This is a genomic window from Mesorhizobium sp. B263B2A (assembly GCF_020165775.1).
GTDB lineage: Bacteria > Pseudomonadota > Alphaproteobacteria > Rhizobiales > Rhizobiaceae > Mesorhizobium > Mesorhizobium opportunistum.
The window spans coordinates 142,789-159,084 of sequence record NZ_JAIUIU010000001.1; the positions used below are offsets into that span (position 1 = coordinate 142,789).

Here is a 16,296-nt window from a genome sequence, read left to right on the forward strand (position 1 = left end):
CCAAGGGTTAATTTCCGTTTCAAAAAGATTAAGGCGTATTTCATTGAAAATCCTGGGCATTTCGCCGGCTCAGCGATTTCCAGGCCGCGAATTCGTTAATGCTTGTGGACAAGTGGTATTTTTTTGGTATTGTTCTGGTATTGGAGGACCAGGGATGGCCGAAACGCGCACCGAAGCGCTTCACAGGAATGCCGAGGGGCTGGATATCCAGGCCCCGGAAGCCATCCTTGCTTCGCTGGCCGATGCGCAGGTCGAGGCCGCCAAGGCCGTCCGCAACGCCATTCCGTCCATCGCCAAGGCAGCCGAGATCATCGCCGACAGGCTGAATGGCGGCGGCAGGCTTGCCTATGCCGCGGCCGGCAGTTCCGGCCTGATGGCGCTGGCCGATGCGTTGGAATTGCCCGGCACCTTCGGCATAGAACGCGACCGTATCGCCATCCTGATCGCCGGCGGAGACGAGGCTTTCCACACGCTGGCCGGTGGACCCGAGGACGACACGGAGGAGGCCGCTGCGGCGGTCGCCAGTGCGGGCATCGGCAAGGGCGACTGCCTGATCGCCGTTTCGGCCAGCGGCACGACACCTTATGCCGTGCACGCCCTCCAGGAAGCGGCCCGCCGCGGGGCGGCCACCATCGGCATCGCCAACAACCGGGATTCGGCCCTGCTCCAGCAGGCTGGAACCGCCATCCTGCTCGAAACGCCACCGGAAGTGATCGCCGGCTCGACGCGCATGGGCGCCGGCACCGCCCAGAAGATCGCGCTCAACATGCTGTCGACCTTGACCGCCGTCCATCTCGGCCACGTGCATGACGGCTACATGGTCAACCTCATGGCCGACAACATCAAGCTGCGCGACCGCGCCGCGCGCATCGTCGCCGCCGTCAGCGGGCGCGGCAGGGACGAAGCCGCCCAACTGCTCGATAAGAGCGGCGGCGCGGTCAAGACCGCCATTCTGCTAGCCGCCGGCGCCGACAATGCCGATGCGGCGCGGAAGATACTGGAGGGGACCGGCCAGAAGCTGCGGCCAGCCCTTTCCGCGCTGGAGCATAATCCCGAAAAGTGGAACCCACTTTTCGGAAAAGATCGTGCTCGAACAAAGAAATAGGCCTGTTTCATCCCGATTTCCATCGGGGTGAAACGGGCTTGCGAGGGGAGCAAGGGGTCAAAAGCCCCTGTTCTCATCAAAACCGAACCTGAAAAAGGTCAACAGGGAGACTGAGCATGACAACGAAACTACTGACGGCACTGCTTCTGGGCACCAGCATTCTCGGCTCGGCCGGGTTGGCTCACGCCGCTGACGTAACCCTCAACATCGAAAGCTGGCGCGGCGACGACCTTGCCATCTGGAAGGACAAGCTGATCCCGGCCTTCGAAGCCAAGAACCCAGGCATCAAGGTGGTGTTCGCGCCATCGGCTCCGACCGAATATGACGCCGCGCTCGGCGCCAAGCTCGCCGCCGGCTCGGCGGGCGACCTGATCACTTGCCGCCCGTTCGACAAGTCGCTCGAACTGTTCAAGAAGGGCAACCTCGCCGACCTCTCCGCGCTGCCCGGCATGGAGAATTTCTCGCCGGTGGCCAAGTCCGCCTGGCAGACCGACGACGGCAAGGCGAGCTTCTGCGTGCCGATGGCCTCGGTTATCCACGGCTTCATCTACAACAAGGACGCCTTCGACAAGCTCGGCATCAAGGTGCCGCAGACCCGCGACGAGTTCTTTGCAGCACTTGACAAGATCAAGGCCGACGGCACCTACATCCCGATGGCGATGGGCACCAAGGACCTCTGGGAAGCCGCGACCATGGGCTACCAGAACATCGGACCCAACTACTGGAAGGGCGAAGATGGCCGTGCGGCGCTGATCAAGGGTGACCAGAAGCTGACCGACAAGGACTGGGTCGCGCCGTATGAGGAACTGGCCAAGTGGAAGCCGTATCTCGGCGACGGTTTTGAAGCACAGACCTATCCGGACAGCCAGAACCTGTTCACGCTCGGCCGCGCCGCCATCTACCCGGCCGGCTCGTGGGAAATCGGCCTGTTCAACACCCAGGCCCAGTTCAAGATGGGTGCCTTCCCGCCGCCGGTCGAGAAGGCCGGCGACACCTGCTACATCTCGGACCATACCGATATCGGCATGGGCCTGAACGCAGCGTCGAAGAATGCCGATGCGGCCAAGACGTTCCTGTCCTGGGTCGCATCGCCCGACTTCGCCACCATCTACGCCAACGCGCTGCCGGGCTTCTTCAGCCTGAACTCCGCGCCGGTGAAGATGGAAGACCCGCTGGCGCAGGAATTCGTCTCCTGGCGCGGCAAGTGCAAGTCGACGATCCGCTCGACCTACCAGATCCTGTCGCGCGGCACGCCGAACCTCGAGAACGAGACCTGGGTTGAATCGGCCAACGTCATCAACGGCACCGATACGCCCGAAGCAGCGGCCAAGAAGCTGCAGACCGGCCTCGACAGCTGGTACAAGCCGGCGAAGTAAGAGCTCAGGCAACGGAGCCGGCCGGGCGCAAGCCTGGCCGGTTCCGGATACTCTGCATCCGCAGAGATAGCGATTGTCGGCACCACCTCGTGGCCTTACCCTTGCTGGTCTTGGGAAAGGCTAGCTGACCAGTCGCAGGCCTTTGTCCTTGCCGCATCGGGCAAGGATGTTCGGGCCGTGCATCGAGGCATCATCTGGCATCAATATTCGTCTGGAACCGAGAGACGGCGGGGACCGAACTCATGGCCGCAGAAATACGACCCAAAAGACCTGTTCGCTGGCACATCGGCATCTTCCTGGCGCCGGCGGTGCTCGTCTACACGGCGATCATGATCCTGCCGCTCGCCGGCACCTTGCAGCTGTCGCTGTTCCGCAACGTCAGCGAGTCCCAGGTCTTTGTCGGGTTGGAGAATTTCCGCACCCTGTTCGGCGATCCCAACTGGTCGGTGGGTTTCTGGAACGCACTCAGGAACAACACCTGGTTCTTCATCATCCACATGCTGGTGCAGAACCCGATCGGCGTCATGCTGGCGGCATTGCTGTCCAGCCCGCGACTGAGATTTGCCGCCTTCTACCGCACGGCGATCTTCGTGCCGACCATCCTGTCCTTTGTCATCGTCGGCTTCGCCTGGAAGCTCATCCTATCGCCGTTGTGGGGCGTGGCGCCGCACATGATGGACCTGGTCGGTCTGAAAAGCCTGTTCACGCCCTGGCTCGGCAAGGAACAATACGCGCTGACCGCGCTTAGCCTGATTTCGGTATGGCAGTTCGTCGGCATCCCGATGATGCTGATCTATGCCGCATTGCTGTCGATCCCTGAGGAAGTGATCGAAGCCGCCGAATGCGACGGCATCACCGGCCTGTCGCAGTTCTGGAAGATCAAGCTGCCGCTGATCCTGCCGTCGATCGGCATCATCTCGATCCTCACCTTCGTCGGCAATTTCAACGCCTTCGACCTGATCTACACCGCGCAAGGGGCGCTCGCTGGGCCGAACTATTCGACCGACATTCTCGGCACCTTCCTCTACCGCGCCTTCTTCGGCTTCCAGCTGCAAGTCGGCGACCCCAACATGGGCGCGGCGATCGCCACGATGATGTTCCTGATCATCCTCGGCGGCGTCTGCGTCTACCTCTTCCTCGTCCAGACGCGCCTGCGTCGCTATCAGTTCTGAGGGGTGGATATGTTACGGCTAAACACCCCCCTCTGGCCTGCCGGCCATCTCCCCCGCAAGGGGGGAGATCGGATGTCACGAAGGCTTTCGCCAATCTTCCACGTCGCAGGAGAAGCGCCGAGCCCGAAGCTGCCAATCTCCCCCCTTGCGGGGGAGATGGCCGGCAGGCCAGAGGGGGGTGCCTGGGCGCCATTGTTTGGAAGTGTGCGTCAGGAGACCTCCCAATGAGCACCGCCACCCGATCACTCCCCCGCACCATCGGCGCTCACGCGATCCTGTTGACCTACACGGCGATCGCGCTGTTTCCGGTGATCCTGGTCATCATGAATTCGTTCAAATCCCGCGCCGGCATCTTCGGCGCGCCGCTGACACCGCCGACGCCGAAAACCTTCGACCTGATCGGCTACACCACGGTCATCGGCCAGGGCGATTTCATCCACTATTTCCAGAACAGCCTCGTCGTCACCGTCGCCTCGCTGTTCTTCGTGCTTCTGTTCGGCGCCATGGCGGCGTTTGCGCTGTCGGAATACCGCTTCCGCGGCAATTCGATGATGGGGCTTTATCTCGCGCTCGGCATCATGATCCCGATCCGGCTCGGCACGGTCGCCATCCTGCAATTGATGGTGGCGAGCGGGCTGGTCAACACGCTGACGGCGCTGATCCTGGTCTACACCGCGCAGGGCCTGCCGCTCGCCGTCTTCATCCTGTCGGAATTCATGAAGCAGGTATCCGACGATCTGAAGAACGCCGGCCGCATCGACGGCCTGTCCGAATACACCATCTTCTTCCGCCTGGTGCTGCCGCTGGTCAGGCCATCGATGGCCACGGTCGCCGTCTTTACCATGATCCCGATCTGGAACGATCTGTGGTTCCCGCTGATCCTGGCGCCGTCGGAAGAGACCAAGACGGTGACGCTCGGTGCCCAGCTCTTCCTCGGCCAGTTCGTCACCAACTGGAACGCCATCCTGGCAGCCCTCTCGCTGGCGATCATGCCGGTGCTGATCCTCTACGTCATCTTCTCGCGGCAGCTGATCCGCGGCATCACGTCGGGAGCCGTCAAGTGAGCGGAGCCCTGCAATTCTCCGCCGGCGCCATCACCCCACCCGGCGCTCCGCGCCGACCTCCCCATCAAGGGGAGGTAGAAGGGCGCCGTTTCATTCGATGGGTCGGAGGTTCAATTCGGAGCAGCTGCGCCGACAGCGGGAAGTTCACGCCAACGCCCACCTCCCCTCGATGGGGAGGTCGGCGCGCAGCGCCGGGTGGGGTGACACCCTCTCCGCGAGAGCAACCAAAACATTTGGAGTTGATTAGGTGAACTCTAAGCCACCCCTTCGCGTCGTCGTTGCCGGCCTTGGCAATATGGGCCGCAGCCATGCGCTGGCCTATCATACCAATCCGGGTTTCCAGATCGCGGCCCTGGTCAATCGCTCCGACGTGCCGCTACCTGACGGACTGACGGGCTACGGCATCAGGCGTTCCTTCGACGAGGCGCTGCGCGACGAAAAACCCGATGTCGCCTGCATCGCCACCTATTCCGACAGCCATGCCGACTATGCGGTCAGGGCGTTCGAGGCCGGCTGCCATGTCTTCGTCGAGAAGCCACTGGCAACGACGGTGGCCGATGCCAAGCGCGTCGTCGCGGCCGCCAAGGCCAATGGCAGGAAACTGGTGATCGGCTACATCCTGCGTCATCATCCGTCCTGGATCAGGCTGATCGCCGAGGCGCGCAAGCTCGGCGGCCCCTACGTGTTCCGCATGAACCTCAACCAGCAATCTTCCGGCCATACCTGGGAGACGCACAAGCAATTGATGCAGACGACCTCGCCGATCGTCGATTGCGGCGTGCACTATCTCGACGTCATGCTGCAGATCACCGATGCCAGGCCGGTCGAAGTGCGTGGCATGGGCGTGCGGCTGACTGAGGAGGTGGCGCCGTCCATGTACAATTACGGGCACCTGCAGGTGCTGTTCGATGACGGTTCGGTCGGCTGGTACGAAGCCGGCTGGGGGCCGATGATTTCCGAGACCGCTTTCTTCGTGAAGGACGTCATCTCGCCCAACGGCTGCGTGTCGATCGTCATGAAGGAAGGTGTCAGGTCCGACGACATCGACACCCACACCAAGACCTCGACCATCCGCCTGCACAGTGCGGCGACCGGCGCTGACGGCAAGTTCGCCAAGCCTGACGAAATGCTGTCGATGGAAGGCGAACCCGGCCATCAGGACCTCTGCGATCTCGAGCAGGCCTTCGTGCTCAGAGCGATCCGCGAGGATCTGGATCTCACCAAACATATGGACGACGCAGTGAAATCGCTCGCCGTCTGTCTCGCCGCCGACGAGAGCGTGCGCAGCGGAAAGGCGGTGCGATTGTGACAAGGGCATTGTCGTCGGGGGTGGCGCTGGCGCCCACTCATCAATTTGGAGGATCGCCGTGGGCTCGCTGAAGATCGAGAATGTAAAGAAGGCCTTCGGGCCGGTCGAGGTGCTGAAGGGCATCGACCTCGAAGTGACCGATGGCGAATTCGTCGTCTTCGTCGGCCCATCGGGCTGCGGCAAGTCAACCTTGCTGCGGGTCATCGCCGGGCTGGAGGATTCGACCTCGGGCCGCGTGGTCATCGATGGTGCGGATGTTTCCGCCACGCCACCGGCCAAGCGCGGCATTGCCATGGTGTTCCAGACCTATGCGCTCTACCCGCATCTGACGGTGAAGAACAATATGGGTCTTGGCCTGAAGCAAGCCGGCACGCCGACGGCCGAGATCGACCGCCGCATCGGCATTGCGTCCTCGATGCTGTCGCTGGAGCCCTATCTTGAAAGGCGGCCGGCCGAACTCTCCGGCGGCCAGCGCCAGCGTGTCGCCATCGGCCGCGCCGTGGTCCGCGAGCCAAAACTGTTCCTGTTCGATGAGCCGCTGTCGAACCTCGACGCGGCGCTGCGCGTCAACACGCGGCTGGAGATCGCGCAGCTGCATCGCCGTCTGAAGGCGACGATGATCTACGTCACCCACGACCAGGTCGAGGCGATGACGCTGGCCGACAAGATTGTGGTGCTGAACGCCGGCAGGATCGAACAGATCGGCGGCCCGATGGAGCTTTACAATTCGCCGGCCAACGAGTTCGTCGCCGGCTTCATCGGCTCACCGAAGATGAACTTCATCGACGGGGCGAGACTGGGCGAGACGGCCAAGACCATCGGCGTGCGGCCGGAGCATCTGACGGTCGACCCAAAGTCCGGCAGCTGGAAGGGCACGGTCGTGCATGCCGAGCATCTCGGCGCCGACACTAACCTCTATCTCGACTGCGAGAAAGCGGGGCTGATCACGGTGCGCATTTTCGGCGTGTATGACGCCGAGCCGGGTGCGACGCTTTACGCGACGCCGGATCCGGCGAAGACCTATCGGTTTGGCGCCGATGGGAAAGTGCTGAAGTAGCGCGGCACCGACGCTCCTTTCCTCTCCCTCCGGAGGGGGGAGAGGTGGCGCCGCGCAGCGGCGACGGAGTGGGGGAAGCCCGTGCCCCCAGCGCCGTCGCCGAAAAGCAGGCCCCCCCCCCCCCCACCTCTCCCCCGATCGACGGGGGAGAGGAAAGGCGCGAAACCGTCTCCTCCTTCCGAACGACCATAAGAAGAGGACGGAAAAGTCGGCGGCCTACTCGTCCGCCTTGAACGTCTGCTTCTGCTGGCCGAGCCCCTCGATGCCCAGTTCCACCACGTCACCAGCCTTCAGGAACACCGGCGGCTTCATGCCCAGCCCGACGCCGGGCGGGGTGCCTGTCGAAATAATGTCGCCGGGGTGCAGCGACATGAACTGGCTGAGATAGGCGACGAGGTAGGCGACGCCATAGACCATGGTCCTGGTCGAGCCGTTCTGCATCGTCTTGCCGTTGACGGTCAGCCACATTTTGAGGTTCTGCGGGTCGGCCACTTCGTCCTTGGTCACCAGCCATGGGCCGGTCGGGCCGAACGTGTCGCAGCTCTTGCCCTTGGTCCACTGGCCCTGCCGCTCGGCCTGGAAGGCGCGTTCGGACACGTCGTGCGAGACGCAATAGCCGGCGACATAGTCGAGCGCATCGGTTTCGCTGACATATTTCGCGGTTTTGCCGATGACCACGCCGAGCTCGACTTCCCAGTCGGTCTTCTCGGAGCCGCGCGGGATCAGCACGTCGTCGTCAGGCCCGACAATGGCCGAGCTTGCCTTCATGAAGATGATCGGCTCCGGCGGCACGGTGGCACCGGTCTCGGCGGCGTGGTCGGAATAGTTGAGGCCGATGCAGATGAACTTGCCGGTGCCGGCGACGCAGGCGCCGAGCCGCGGCTTGCCGGAAACCGCCGGCAGCGACTTCGCATCGAGCTTGGCCAGCATGTCCAGCGAGGCCGGATGAAGCGTGGTGCCGGCAATGTCGGCGACATGGGCGGAGAGATCGCGGATCGTTCCATCCGCATCGAGCAGGCCGGGACGTTCGCTCCCAACCTCGCCATAGCGCAGCAGTTTCATTTAAACCCTTCTCCTGATTGCGGCCGCATGGCCCTTTGCAAATTCTCCGCCGAGGCGACGGCGGACCCTACTGATCGGCCTGGTTCCGGGCAAGCGCGAGACTCGTCCCGGGCAAGCCGGCGCGCCGGATTTTCAGACTTCACGATCTCCCGACAAACGCGGCCAAGAATCCCGATCTTCCCGTCTGTCCCGATTTCAGAGCTTCAGATCGACCAGCCGCCGTCGATATTATAGGCCTGTCCGGACGTGTAGGTGGCGCCGGCCAGGTAGACGGCGAGATCGGCGATTTCCTCCGGCGTGCCGAGCCGGCCCATCGGCTGGCGGGCGATGAAGGCGGCCCGCGCCGCTTCGTAGTCGCCTTGCGCATGCATGCGGTCCTGCAGCGACGGGCTCTCGACCGTGCCGGGGCAGATGGCGTTGCAGCGTATGCCCTTGCCGACATAGTCGGCGGCGACCGCCTTGGTCAGGCCGATCACGGCGGCCTTGGTGACGCCATAGGCGAAACGGTTCGGCACGCCCTTGGTGGAACTGGCCAGCGAGGCCATGTTGATGATCGACCCGTCGCCGCGCTCCAGCATGCCGGGCAGCACGGCGCGGATGGTGCGGATCATGGCGCGCACGTTGAGATTGAAGGCGAAATCGAGATCGCTATCCTTCATCTCAAGGATCGAGCCGGAATGGACGAAACCGGCGCAGTTGAACAGCACGTCGACGCGGCCGATCTCGGCAAAGGCGGTGTTGACCGCCTCGTCGTTGAGGACGTCCAGCTTGCGGGCCTTGATCCCCGCCGTCTTGGCGAGTTCGGCGAGGAGCGTCTCGTTGATGTCGGTGGCGTAGACCGTGGCTCCAGCCTTGGCGAAGGCTAGTGCGCTCGCCTTGCCGATGCCCTGCGCCGCCGCCGTGACGACAACGACCTTGCCTGCCAGATCCGCCATGCTCTTCTCCTCGTCCGCTAGGATCATCCGCCTTTATCGGCAGCCGGCCAACGCGTCATGTGCCAGTCATGAGCCATCGTGCGGCCTGCGCCGTGTCGGTTCACAGATAAAAATGTTTTTTCTCGTTAAAGAACATGGGTCCGGGCGTCAAGCCCGGACACGATCACCATTGTGGCTGTCCAAAGGCTCAGTCGCCGTAGGGCACCCAGACATTCTTCACCTCGATGGCGCGGCGCAGCAAGGCATCGCCGGCCGCCTCGTCGGACGCCCAGTCCAGGCTGCGGCCATTGCCGCTCCAGACGCGCTTGAGGTTGCCGATGGACGAGGCTTCCGCCTTGGCGCAGGTCTCGGCATCGGCGAACACCCAGAGCCCATCGACATCGTCATGCTTGGCGAGCACCCCGGCAAGTTCCGCCGTGCGGCCGGTGACGATGTTGATGGCGCCGGCCGGAACGTCGGAATATTCGATCACTTGATAGAGATCGGTGGCGAGCAGCGGGTAGCGTTCGGACGGCACGGCAACCACGGTGTTGCCCATGGCTAGCGCCGGCGCGATGAGCGAGATCAGGCCAAGCAGCGGCGAGGTATTAGGCGCGACGATGCCGACGACGCCGATCGGCTCGTGCAGCGCCAGGGTGACGGCACGCGCCGGCGGCTGGTGCACGCGGCCTTCGAACTTGTCGGCGAGGCCGGCATAGAGGAACAGGCGTTCGATCGACTGGTCGACTTCTTCCCGCGCGGCCTTGGGCGTTGCGCCGGTCAATTCGGTCAGACGAGCCGCGAATTCGCCAGCGCGGCCGGAAAGGTTTTCGGCCAGATAATAGAGCACCTGGGAGCGGTTGTAGGCGGTCGCCTCCGGCCATGCCTTGCACGCGCGCGCAGCCGACACGGCATCGCGGATATCCTTGCGGTTGCCAAAACCGACTTCGCCGGCGAGCTTGCCCTTGGCGGTGGCGACGGCCAACGAATAATTGCCGTCCGGGCGTACCTGTTTGCCGCCGATGAACAGCTTGGCCGTGCGGTCGATGGCCGAGCCATCGGCCTGCTCGACCGGTTGCGCCGAGATCGTCGCCGGCTTGATGGCCGGACCGAGCGGCAGTTTTGCCGCGAGATACTCGAACATGCCCTCGCGCCCACCCTCGCGGCCGAAGCCGCTCTCGCGGTAGCCTCCGAAGCCGCAGGCGGCGTCGAACATGTTGGTGCCGTTGACCCAGACGACGCCGGCCTTCAATTGCGGCGCGACATGCAAAGCCAGGTTGACGTTCTCGCTCCACACGCTCGCCGCCAGCCCATAGCGCGTGTTGTTGGCAAGCTCGATCGCTTCCTCGGTGTTGCGGAAGGTCATGGTCGCCAGCACCGGACCGAACACCTCTTCCTGGGCAAGAATGTTAGCCGGCGAAACACCGGTGGCAAGTGTTGGCAGGTGATAGTAACCCGAGGACGGCAGCGCCGCGTCCGGCTGCCAGCAGACGGCGCCTTGTCTGGCGCCTTCGGCGACCAGTCCCTTGACCCGGTCGAGCTGCGTGGCGTCGACCAGCGGGCCGATATCGGTGTTCTTGTCGAGCGGGCTGCCGACGCGCAGCCGGCTCATCCGCGTCTTGACCTTGGCGATCAAGGCCTCGGCGATGCCTTCCTGCACCAGGAGCCGCGAGCCGGCGCAGCAGACCTGGCCCTGGTTGAACCAGATGCCATCGACCAGGCCTTCGACGGCGCTGTCGAGATCGGCATCCTCGAAAACGATGAAGGCCGACTTGCCGCCAAGCTCCAGCGATAGTTTCTTGCCCGAGCCGGCGGTTGCCTTGCGGATGATCTTGCCGACTTCCGAAGAGCCGGTGAAGGCGATCTTCTGGATACCGGGGTGGTTGACGATGGCTCCGCCCGCTTCCGGGCCGCCCTGGACGATGTTGACGACGCCCTTCGGCACGCCGGCGCGCTCGCAGATCTCGGCGAACAGGATTGACGTCAGCGGCGTGAACTCGGCCGGCTTCAGCACCACCGTGCAGCCGGCGGCGAGCGCGGGCGCGATCTTCCAGGCCAGCATCAGCAGCGGAAAATTCCATGGGATGATCTGGCCGACGACGCCGACGCCCTTGTGGCCGGGGAAATCCTTGTCCAGCGCCTGCGCCCAGCCGGCGTGATGGATGAAGTGGCGGATCGCCAAGGGCACGTCGATGTCGCGGCTTTCGCGGATCGGCTTGCCATTGTCGATTGTCTCAAGCACCGCGAACAGGCGCTGATGCCGCTGCATGGCACGGCCGATGGCATAAAGTACTTTTGCGCGCTGGTAGCCCGAGGATGCCGACCATTTCGGCAGCGCCTTGGCGGCGGCGGCAACCGCCGCGTCCATATCGGCGGCACCGGCATCCGACACCTTGGCCAGCAGCTTGCCGGAAGACGGCTCGCTGGTCTCGAAGGTCTTGCCGCCGCTTGCTGCCCTCCAGGCACCGTCGATGAACAGCGCCTTGGAAAAATCGCGCCCGGCAAGCCATGCATCGGCCTCGTTGCGCGCTTCCGGCGCCGGTCCGTATTCCATGGCGTGGTAGCGTTCGAGAATGTTCATGGATGGCTCCAGATAATTGTCTCAGGAGGCGTTCTTTCGCGCCCCCCTCTGTCCTGCCGGACATCTCCCCCACAAGGGGGGAGATCGGACTTTACGTCTGTCAGCCGCCATTTTGCAGCGTTGGCGATTGGCGAAATCGCCGATGCCAGCCAATCTCCCCACAAGTGGGGGAGATGTCCGGCAGGACAGAGGGGGGCGCCGTAGAGCTCCACGTTCAAAAACCTATCCGATCCTCAAGCCATTGCGTGGCGGTGATTGGCCGAATAGTGGCCGGTCAGGTGATGCTCGAGCTGGCGCTCGATGTCGGTGAGCAGGCTCGAAGCGCCGAAGCGGAACAGCTCGGGCTCCAGCCACGGCCGGCCGAGCTCTTCCTTCATCAGCACCAGCCAGTCGAGCGAGGCCTTTGCCGTGGAAATGCCGCCGGCCGGCTTGAAGCCGATAAGGTGGCCGGTCTCCTCGAAATAGGCCCTGATGGCGCGGACCATGGCCAACCCAACCGGCAGCGTGGCGTTGACACTCTCCTTGCCGGTCGAGGTCTTGATGAAGTCGGCACCCGCCATCATCGCCACCATCGAGGCCAGCATGACATTGCGCAGCGTGGCGAGGTCGCCGGTGCCGAGAATGACCTTCAGATGCGCATCGCCGCAGGCGGCGCGCATCGAGACGATCTCGTTGTAAAGCTCCCGCCATTTGGCGCCGAACACCAGCCCGCGCGGAATGACGACATCGATCTCGTCGGCGCCGTCGCGCACCGAGGCCTCGATTTCCTGCAGCCGGGTCGACAGCGGCGCAAGCCCGTGCGGAAAGGCGGTGGAGACGGCGGCGACATGGATACCGGTGCCGCGCACGGCATCCACTGCCGTGGCGACGAAAGGATGATAGACGCAGACCGCGGCCGGCCGGATGGGTTCACCCGCAATGCCGAGCCCCTCGACGATGTCGCGCCGGAACGGGTTGATCGCCTTGGCGCAGAGCCGGCGCACGCGTTCCTCGGTGTCGTTGGAATTCAGCGTCGTCAGATCCATGCAGGCCACCGCGCGCAGCAGCCAGGCCGCCTGGTTGTCGGCCTTGATCGAGCGCCGCTTGGTCAGGCTGGCGACGCGCCGTTCCAGCGCCGAACGGTTGACGCTGCGCACCGATTCCATGAAGCCGAGATCGAGCTTCATGCCGGGATTGCGCGCGATACGATGGTCCAGCGGGACGGCGCTATTGGCGGCGGCACGCGCGGGCAGCGGCGTCACCTTGGTGCCAAGGTCGGCTTCGCGGATTGTGCTGCTCATCTCCTGCCCTTTCATTCAGCGACGCACGCTTATGTCTTGGTGCGTATTGTCTATCGTCGCCCAAACCGCTCGACCGTTAGGGCGACACGCACGAAGATAGCCCGCGAAGCCATGCTTCACGAGTCCTCAAGCAAGGGATAGTCGAAAAAGGCCGCGAAAGCAGCTAGTTTTTGACCGGAAGGTCAAAACTCGATTCTTGAAGCCCGATTTTTAGCAGAAGCGCGGTCTCAGCCGACGAAGGCGCGCTCGACCACGAATGTCGCCGGATGGCTGAGCGAGCCTTCCTGGAAACCGAGGCTCTCGGCCAGCTCCTTGACGTCCTTGAGCATGTGCATCGAGCCGCAGATCATGATGCGGTCGGTCTCCGGATTGAGCTTTTCGATGCCGAGATCGCTGTAGAACTTGCCCGAGCCGATCAGCGCGGTGATGCGGCCCATGCAGGCAGACTCCTCGCGGGTCGTCGAATTGTAGAGCGTGACGCGCCCAGTGGTCAGTTCGCCGATCAGCGGATCGCTCTCCAGCGCCGCCACCAGTTCCTGACCATAGGTCAATTCGGCAATGTCGCGGCAGGTGTGGGTCAGGATCAGCTGGTCGAATTTCTCGTAGGTGTCGGGGTCGCGCAGCTGGCTGGCGAAGGGCGCGATGCCGGTGCCGGTCGAAATCATGAACAGCCGCTTGGCTGGCGTCAGCGCGTCGACCACCAGCGTGCCGGTCGACTTCTGGCGCATGATGACGGTGTCGCCCACCTGGATCTTCTGCAGTTCCGAGGTCAGAGGGCCGTCCGGCACCTTGATCGAGAAGAATTCCAGCTCTTCGTCCCAGGCCGGGCTCGCCACCGAATAGGCGCGGTATACCGGCTTCTCGGCATTGGGCAGGCCGATCATGACGAACTCGCCGGAGCGGAAGCGCAGCGACTGCGGACGGGTGATGCGGAACGAGAACAGCCGGTCGGTGTAGTGCTTCACCGAGACGACGGTTTCGGCATAGACATTGGCCGGTATCGGAAACTGCAGCGGGCGGGCGCCGTCGGTGCTGAACGCGGATGTGGTGTTCATCAAATCCAACTTTCTGGCCCAACTCACGGACGCGGGCGCCAAATCTTTTGCTACGCGCCGGACCGTTCAGGTCCCGGCGTGCTGCTCGCACACTCCGAGTTGGTAAGCTCTTGTGTCCGGAATTTATTAGTATACAAACGATATTTGCGTCAAGATGGTGCCGCGAAACACCTTTCCAAACTGTGACATATCCGTAGTCCCAGCATTTCGGGTTTCGACTATGAAAGAGAATTTTTCGGTGCAGCAGCCGGATTCGCTGGGCAGCGTGGTTGCCGGCATCGACGTCGGCGGAACCTTCACCGACCTGCTTCTGATCGACGGCAAGGACGGCGGCAAGGTGCATATCGCCAAGACCCCGACCACGGTCGACAACCAGGCCTTCGGCGTCGTTTCGGCACTCGGCGCCACCGGCTTTCCGATCGACGGCATCGACCTCATCGTGCATGGCACGACCACTACCACCAACGCGGTGCTGGAACGCCGGCTGGCCAGGACCGGCATGATCACCACGCGCGGCTTTCGCGACGTGATCGAGCTTGGCCGGCGCACGCGGCCACAAGCCTATGGCATGACCGGCACCTTCGTGCCCGTCATTCCCCGCAATCTCAGGCTCGAAGTGTCGGAGCGCGTCGAGGCGTCGGGCACGGTGCGCACGCCGCTCGACGAGGCCGAGATGCGCGCGGCGGTGAAGGCGCTGATCGACGCCGGCTGCGAATCCCTGGTCATCCACTTCCTGCACTCCTACGCCAACCCTTTGCACGAGCGGCGCGCCGCCGAGATCGCCGCCGAGCTCTGGCCGAACGGCTACATCACCACGGGCCACGCGCTGCTGTCGGAAGCGCGCGAATTCGAGCGCGGCGTCACCGCCTCGGTCAACGCTTCCGTGCAGCCGATCCTTGAGCGCTATGTCGAGCGGCTGCGCAAGGAATTGGCGGACAAGGGCTATGCCCGTGACTTCCTGATCATGAACGGCAATGGCGGCATGATCTCGGCCCGCTTCGTCACACGTGAATCGGCCAAGACCGTGATGTCCGGCCCGGCCTCCGGCGTCATCGCCGCCGCCTATACGGGCAAGCGCGCCGGCTTCGAGGACCTCGTCACCTACGACATGGGCGGCACCTCCACCGACGTGGCGCTGATCCGCAACGCCGAGCCGGCTGTCTCGAACGAGATCGAGATCGAATATGCGATGCCCATCCATGTGCCGATGGTGGCCGTGCACACGGTCGGCGCCGGCGGTGGCTCGATCGCCCGCGTCGATGCGGCCGGCCTGATCCAGATCGGACCGGAAAGTGCCGGCGCCAATCCCGGCCCGATCTGCTACGGCCGCGGCGGCCTGGAGCCGACCATCACCGACGCCAATCTGGTGCTCGGCCGGCTGGCACCGAAGAAGCTCCTGGCGGTCGAGAATCCGGTCACGTCAGAGCGTGTCACCGGCATCTTCACGGACAGGATCGGCAAGGCCACCGGCCTCTCCGGCGTCGAGGCGGCGGGTGCGGTGCTCAGGCTCGGCAACATGAAGATGGCCGGCGCCATCCGCATGGTTTCGGTGTCACGCGGCCATGACCCCCGCGATTTCGCGCTGTTCGCCTTCGGTGGCGCCGGGCCGCTGCATGCCACCGCATTGGCGCGCGAGCTCGGCCTGCCCAAGGTGCTGGTGCCGGCTCGGCCCGGCATCACCAATGCGCTCGGCTGCGTCGTCGCCGACCTGCGCCACGACTTCGTCAACACCGTCAACCAGCCGGTCGCCATTCTCGATGAAACCCAACTCCACGACCTATTGGAACGGCACCGAAACGAAGGCGAGGAGCTGATCGGCAAGGAAGCGGTGAAGCCGGAGACGATCCGGGTCACCCACTCCGCCGATATGCAGTTCGTCGGCCAGACCCACATCATCAACGTGCCTCTGCCGTCCTCGTCGGTGACCCGGAACGAACTGCAGGCACTGTTCGAAAAAGCCTATTTCTCCCGCTTCAAGGTCGAGTTGCCGGAAATCCGCGCCAACCTCGTCAACCTCAACACCTCCGTCACCGGGGTGCGGCCGGCGATCGATCTGTCGCGGCTGATCGATCCGGCCGGGCGGGCAAAAACGCTCGACGAGGCGCGGCGCGAGATCCGGCCGGTCTGGTACAGCGGCCGCTGGCACGACACGCCAGTCTACGTACGCGAAAAACTGCCGCTCGACGCCATCATCGAAGGGCCGGCGATCCTCGAACAGATGGATGCGACCACAGTGCTCGAACCCGGCGACCGCGCGCGCTCGGATGCCGACGGCAACATCATCATCGACATCGGCGAGGCCTGAGATGCCCAATATGGAT

At 63.8% G+C, this 16,296-nt stretch carries 12 protein-coding genes; 7 read left to right on the forward strand and 5 right to left on the reverse strand.

From position 1 onward, the window contains the following. Window positions 1–154 precede the first annotated feature (154 nt). The 6 genes from LB568_RS00685 (at window position 155) to LB568_RS00710 (ending at window position 7,083) form a co-directional block, all read left to right on the forward strand. On the forward strand, window positions 155–1,105 hold the full coding sequence (locus tag LB568_RS00685) for an N-acetylmuramic acid 6-phosphate etherase (RefSeq protein WP_224728746.1): 951 nt from the start codon (window positions 155–157) through the stop codon (window positions 1,103–1,105). Window positions 1,106–1,221: 116 nt separating this feature from the next. Further along, complete coding sequence (locus LB568_RS00690; protein ID WP_013891958.1) at window positions 1,222–2,481, forward strand: ABC transporter substrate-binding protein; 1,260 nt, start codon at window positions 1,222–1,224, stop codon at window positions 2,479–2,481. A 242-nt stretch (window positions 2,482–2,723) separates the two neighbouring features. Beyond that, entirely contained in the window at window positions 2,724–3,653 is a 930-nt protein-coding gene (locus tag LB568_RS00695) for a carbohydrate ABC transporter permease (RefSeq protein WP_013891957.1), read from the forward strand. A gap of 224 nt (window positions 3,654–3,877) precedes the next feature. Next, window positions 3,878–4,717 (forward strand): carbohydrate ABC transporter permease, encoded by an 840-nt coding sequence (locus LB568_RS00700; protein ID WP_023765384.1) that lies wholly within the window; start codon window positions 3,878–3,880, stop codon window positions 4,715–4,717. Between the two features lie 247 nt (window positions 4,718–4,964). Continuing rightward, window positions 4,965–6,026, forward strand: a complete 1,062-nt coding sequence (locus LB568_RS00705) for a Gfo/Idh/MocA family protein (protein WP_140572412.1) — start codon at window positions 4,965–4,967, stop codon at window positions 6,024–6,026. Window positions 6,027–6,084: 58 nt separating this feature from the next. After that, complete coding sequence (locus LB568_RS00710; protein WP_224728747.1) at window positions 6,085–7,083, forward strand: ABC transporter ATP-binding protein; 999 nt, start codon at window positions 6,085–6,087, stop codon at window positions 7,081–7,083. 216 nt (window positions 7,084–7,299) lie between these two features. Here LB568_RS00710 and LB568_RS00715 read toward each other — a convergent pair whose 3' ends face one another. The 5 genes from LB568_RS00715 to LB568_RS00740 all read right to left on the reverse strand — a co-directional run bounded on the left by LB568_RS00715 (window position 7,300) and on the right by LB568_RS00740 (window position 13,975). Further along, window positions 7,300–8,145: a fumarylacetoacetate hydrolase family protein gene (locus LB568_RS00715; RefSeq protein WP_140572414.1), complete on the reverse strand. Its 846-nt coding sequence runs from the start codon at window positions 8,143–8,145 to the stop codon at window positions 7,300–7,302. Window positions 8,146–8,348: 203 nt separating this feature from the next. Next, window positions 8,349–9,080, reverse strand: coding sequence for an SDR family oxidoreductase (locus LB568_RS00720; RefSeq protein WP_140572415.1), 732 nt, complete (start codon window positions 9,078–9,080; stop codon window positions 8,349–8,351). A gap of 187 nt (window positions 9,081–9,267) precedes the next feature. Next, entirely contained in the window at window positions 9,268–11,640 is a 2,373-nt protein-coding gene (locus tag LB568_RS00725) for an aldehyde dehydrogenase family protein (protein WP_224728748.1), read from the reverse strand. Window positions 11,641–11,873: 233 nt separating this feature from the next. Continuing rightward, complete coding sequence (gene deoC / locus LB568_RS00735; RefSeq protein WP_031250011.1) at window positions 11,874–12,920, reverse strand: deoxyribose-phosphate aldolase; 1,047 nt, start codon at window positions 12,918–12,920, stop codon at window positions 11,874–11,876. Window positions 12,921–13,147: 227 nt separating this feature from the next. Further along, window positions 13,148–13,975, reverse strand: a complete 828-nt coding sequence (locus LB568_RS00740) for a ferredoxin--NADP reductase (RefSeq protein ID WP_224728749.1) — start codon at window positions 13,973–13,975, stop codon at window positions 13,148–13,150. A 220-nt stretch (window positions 13,976–14,195) separates the two neighbouring features. Between LB568_RS00740 and LB568_RS00745 the strand changes: the two genes are divergently transcribed. Next, window positions 14,196–16,280, forward strand: a complete 2,085-nt coding sequence (locus LB568_RS00745; RefSeq protein WP_224728750.1) for a hydantoinase/oxoprolinase family protein — start codon at window positions 14,196–14,198, stop codon at window positions 16,278–16,280. Window positions 16,281–16,296 lie beyond the last annotated feature (16 nt).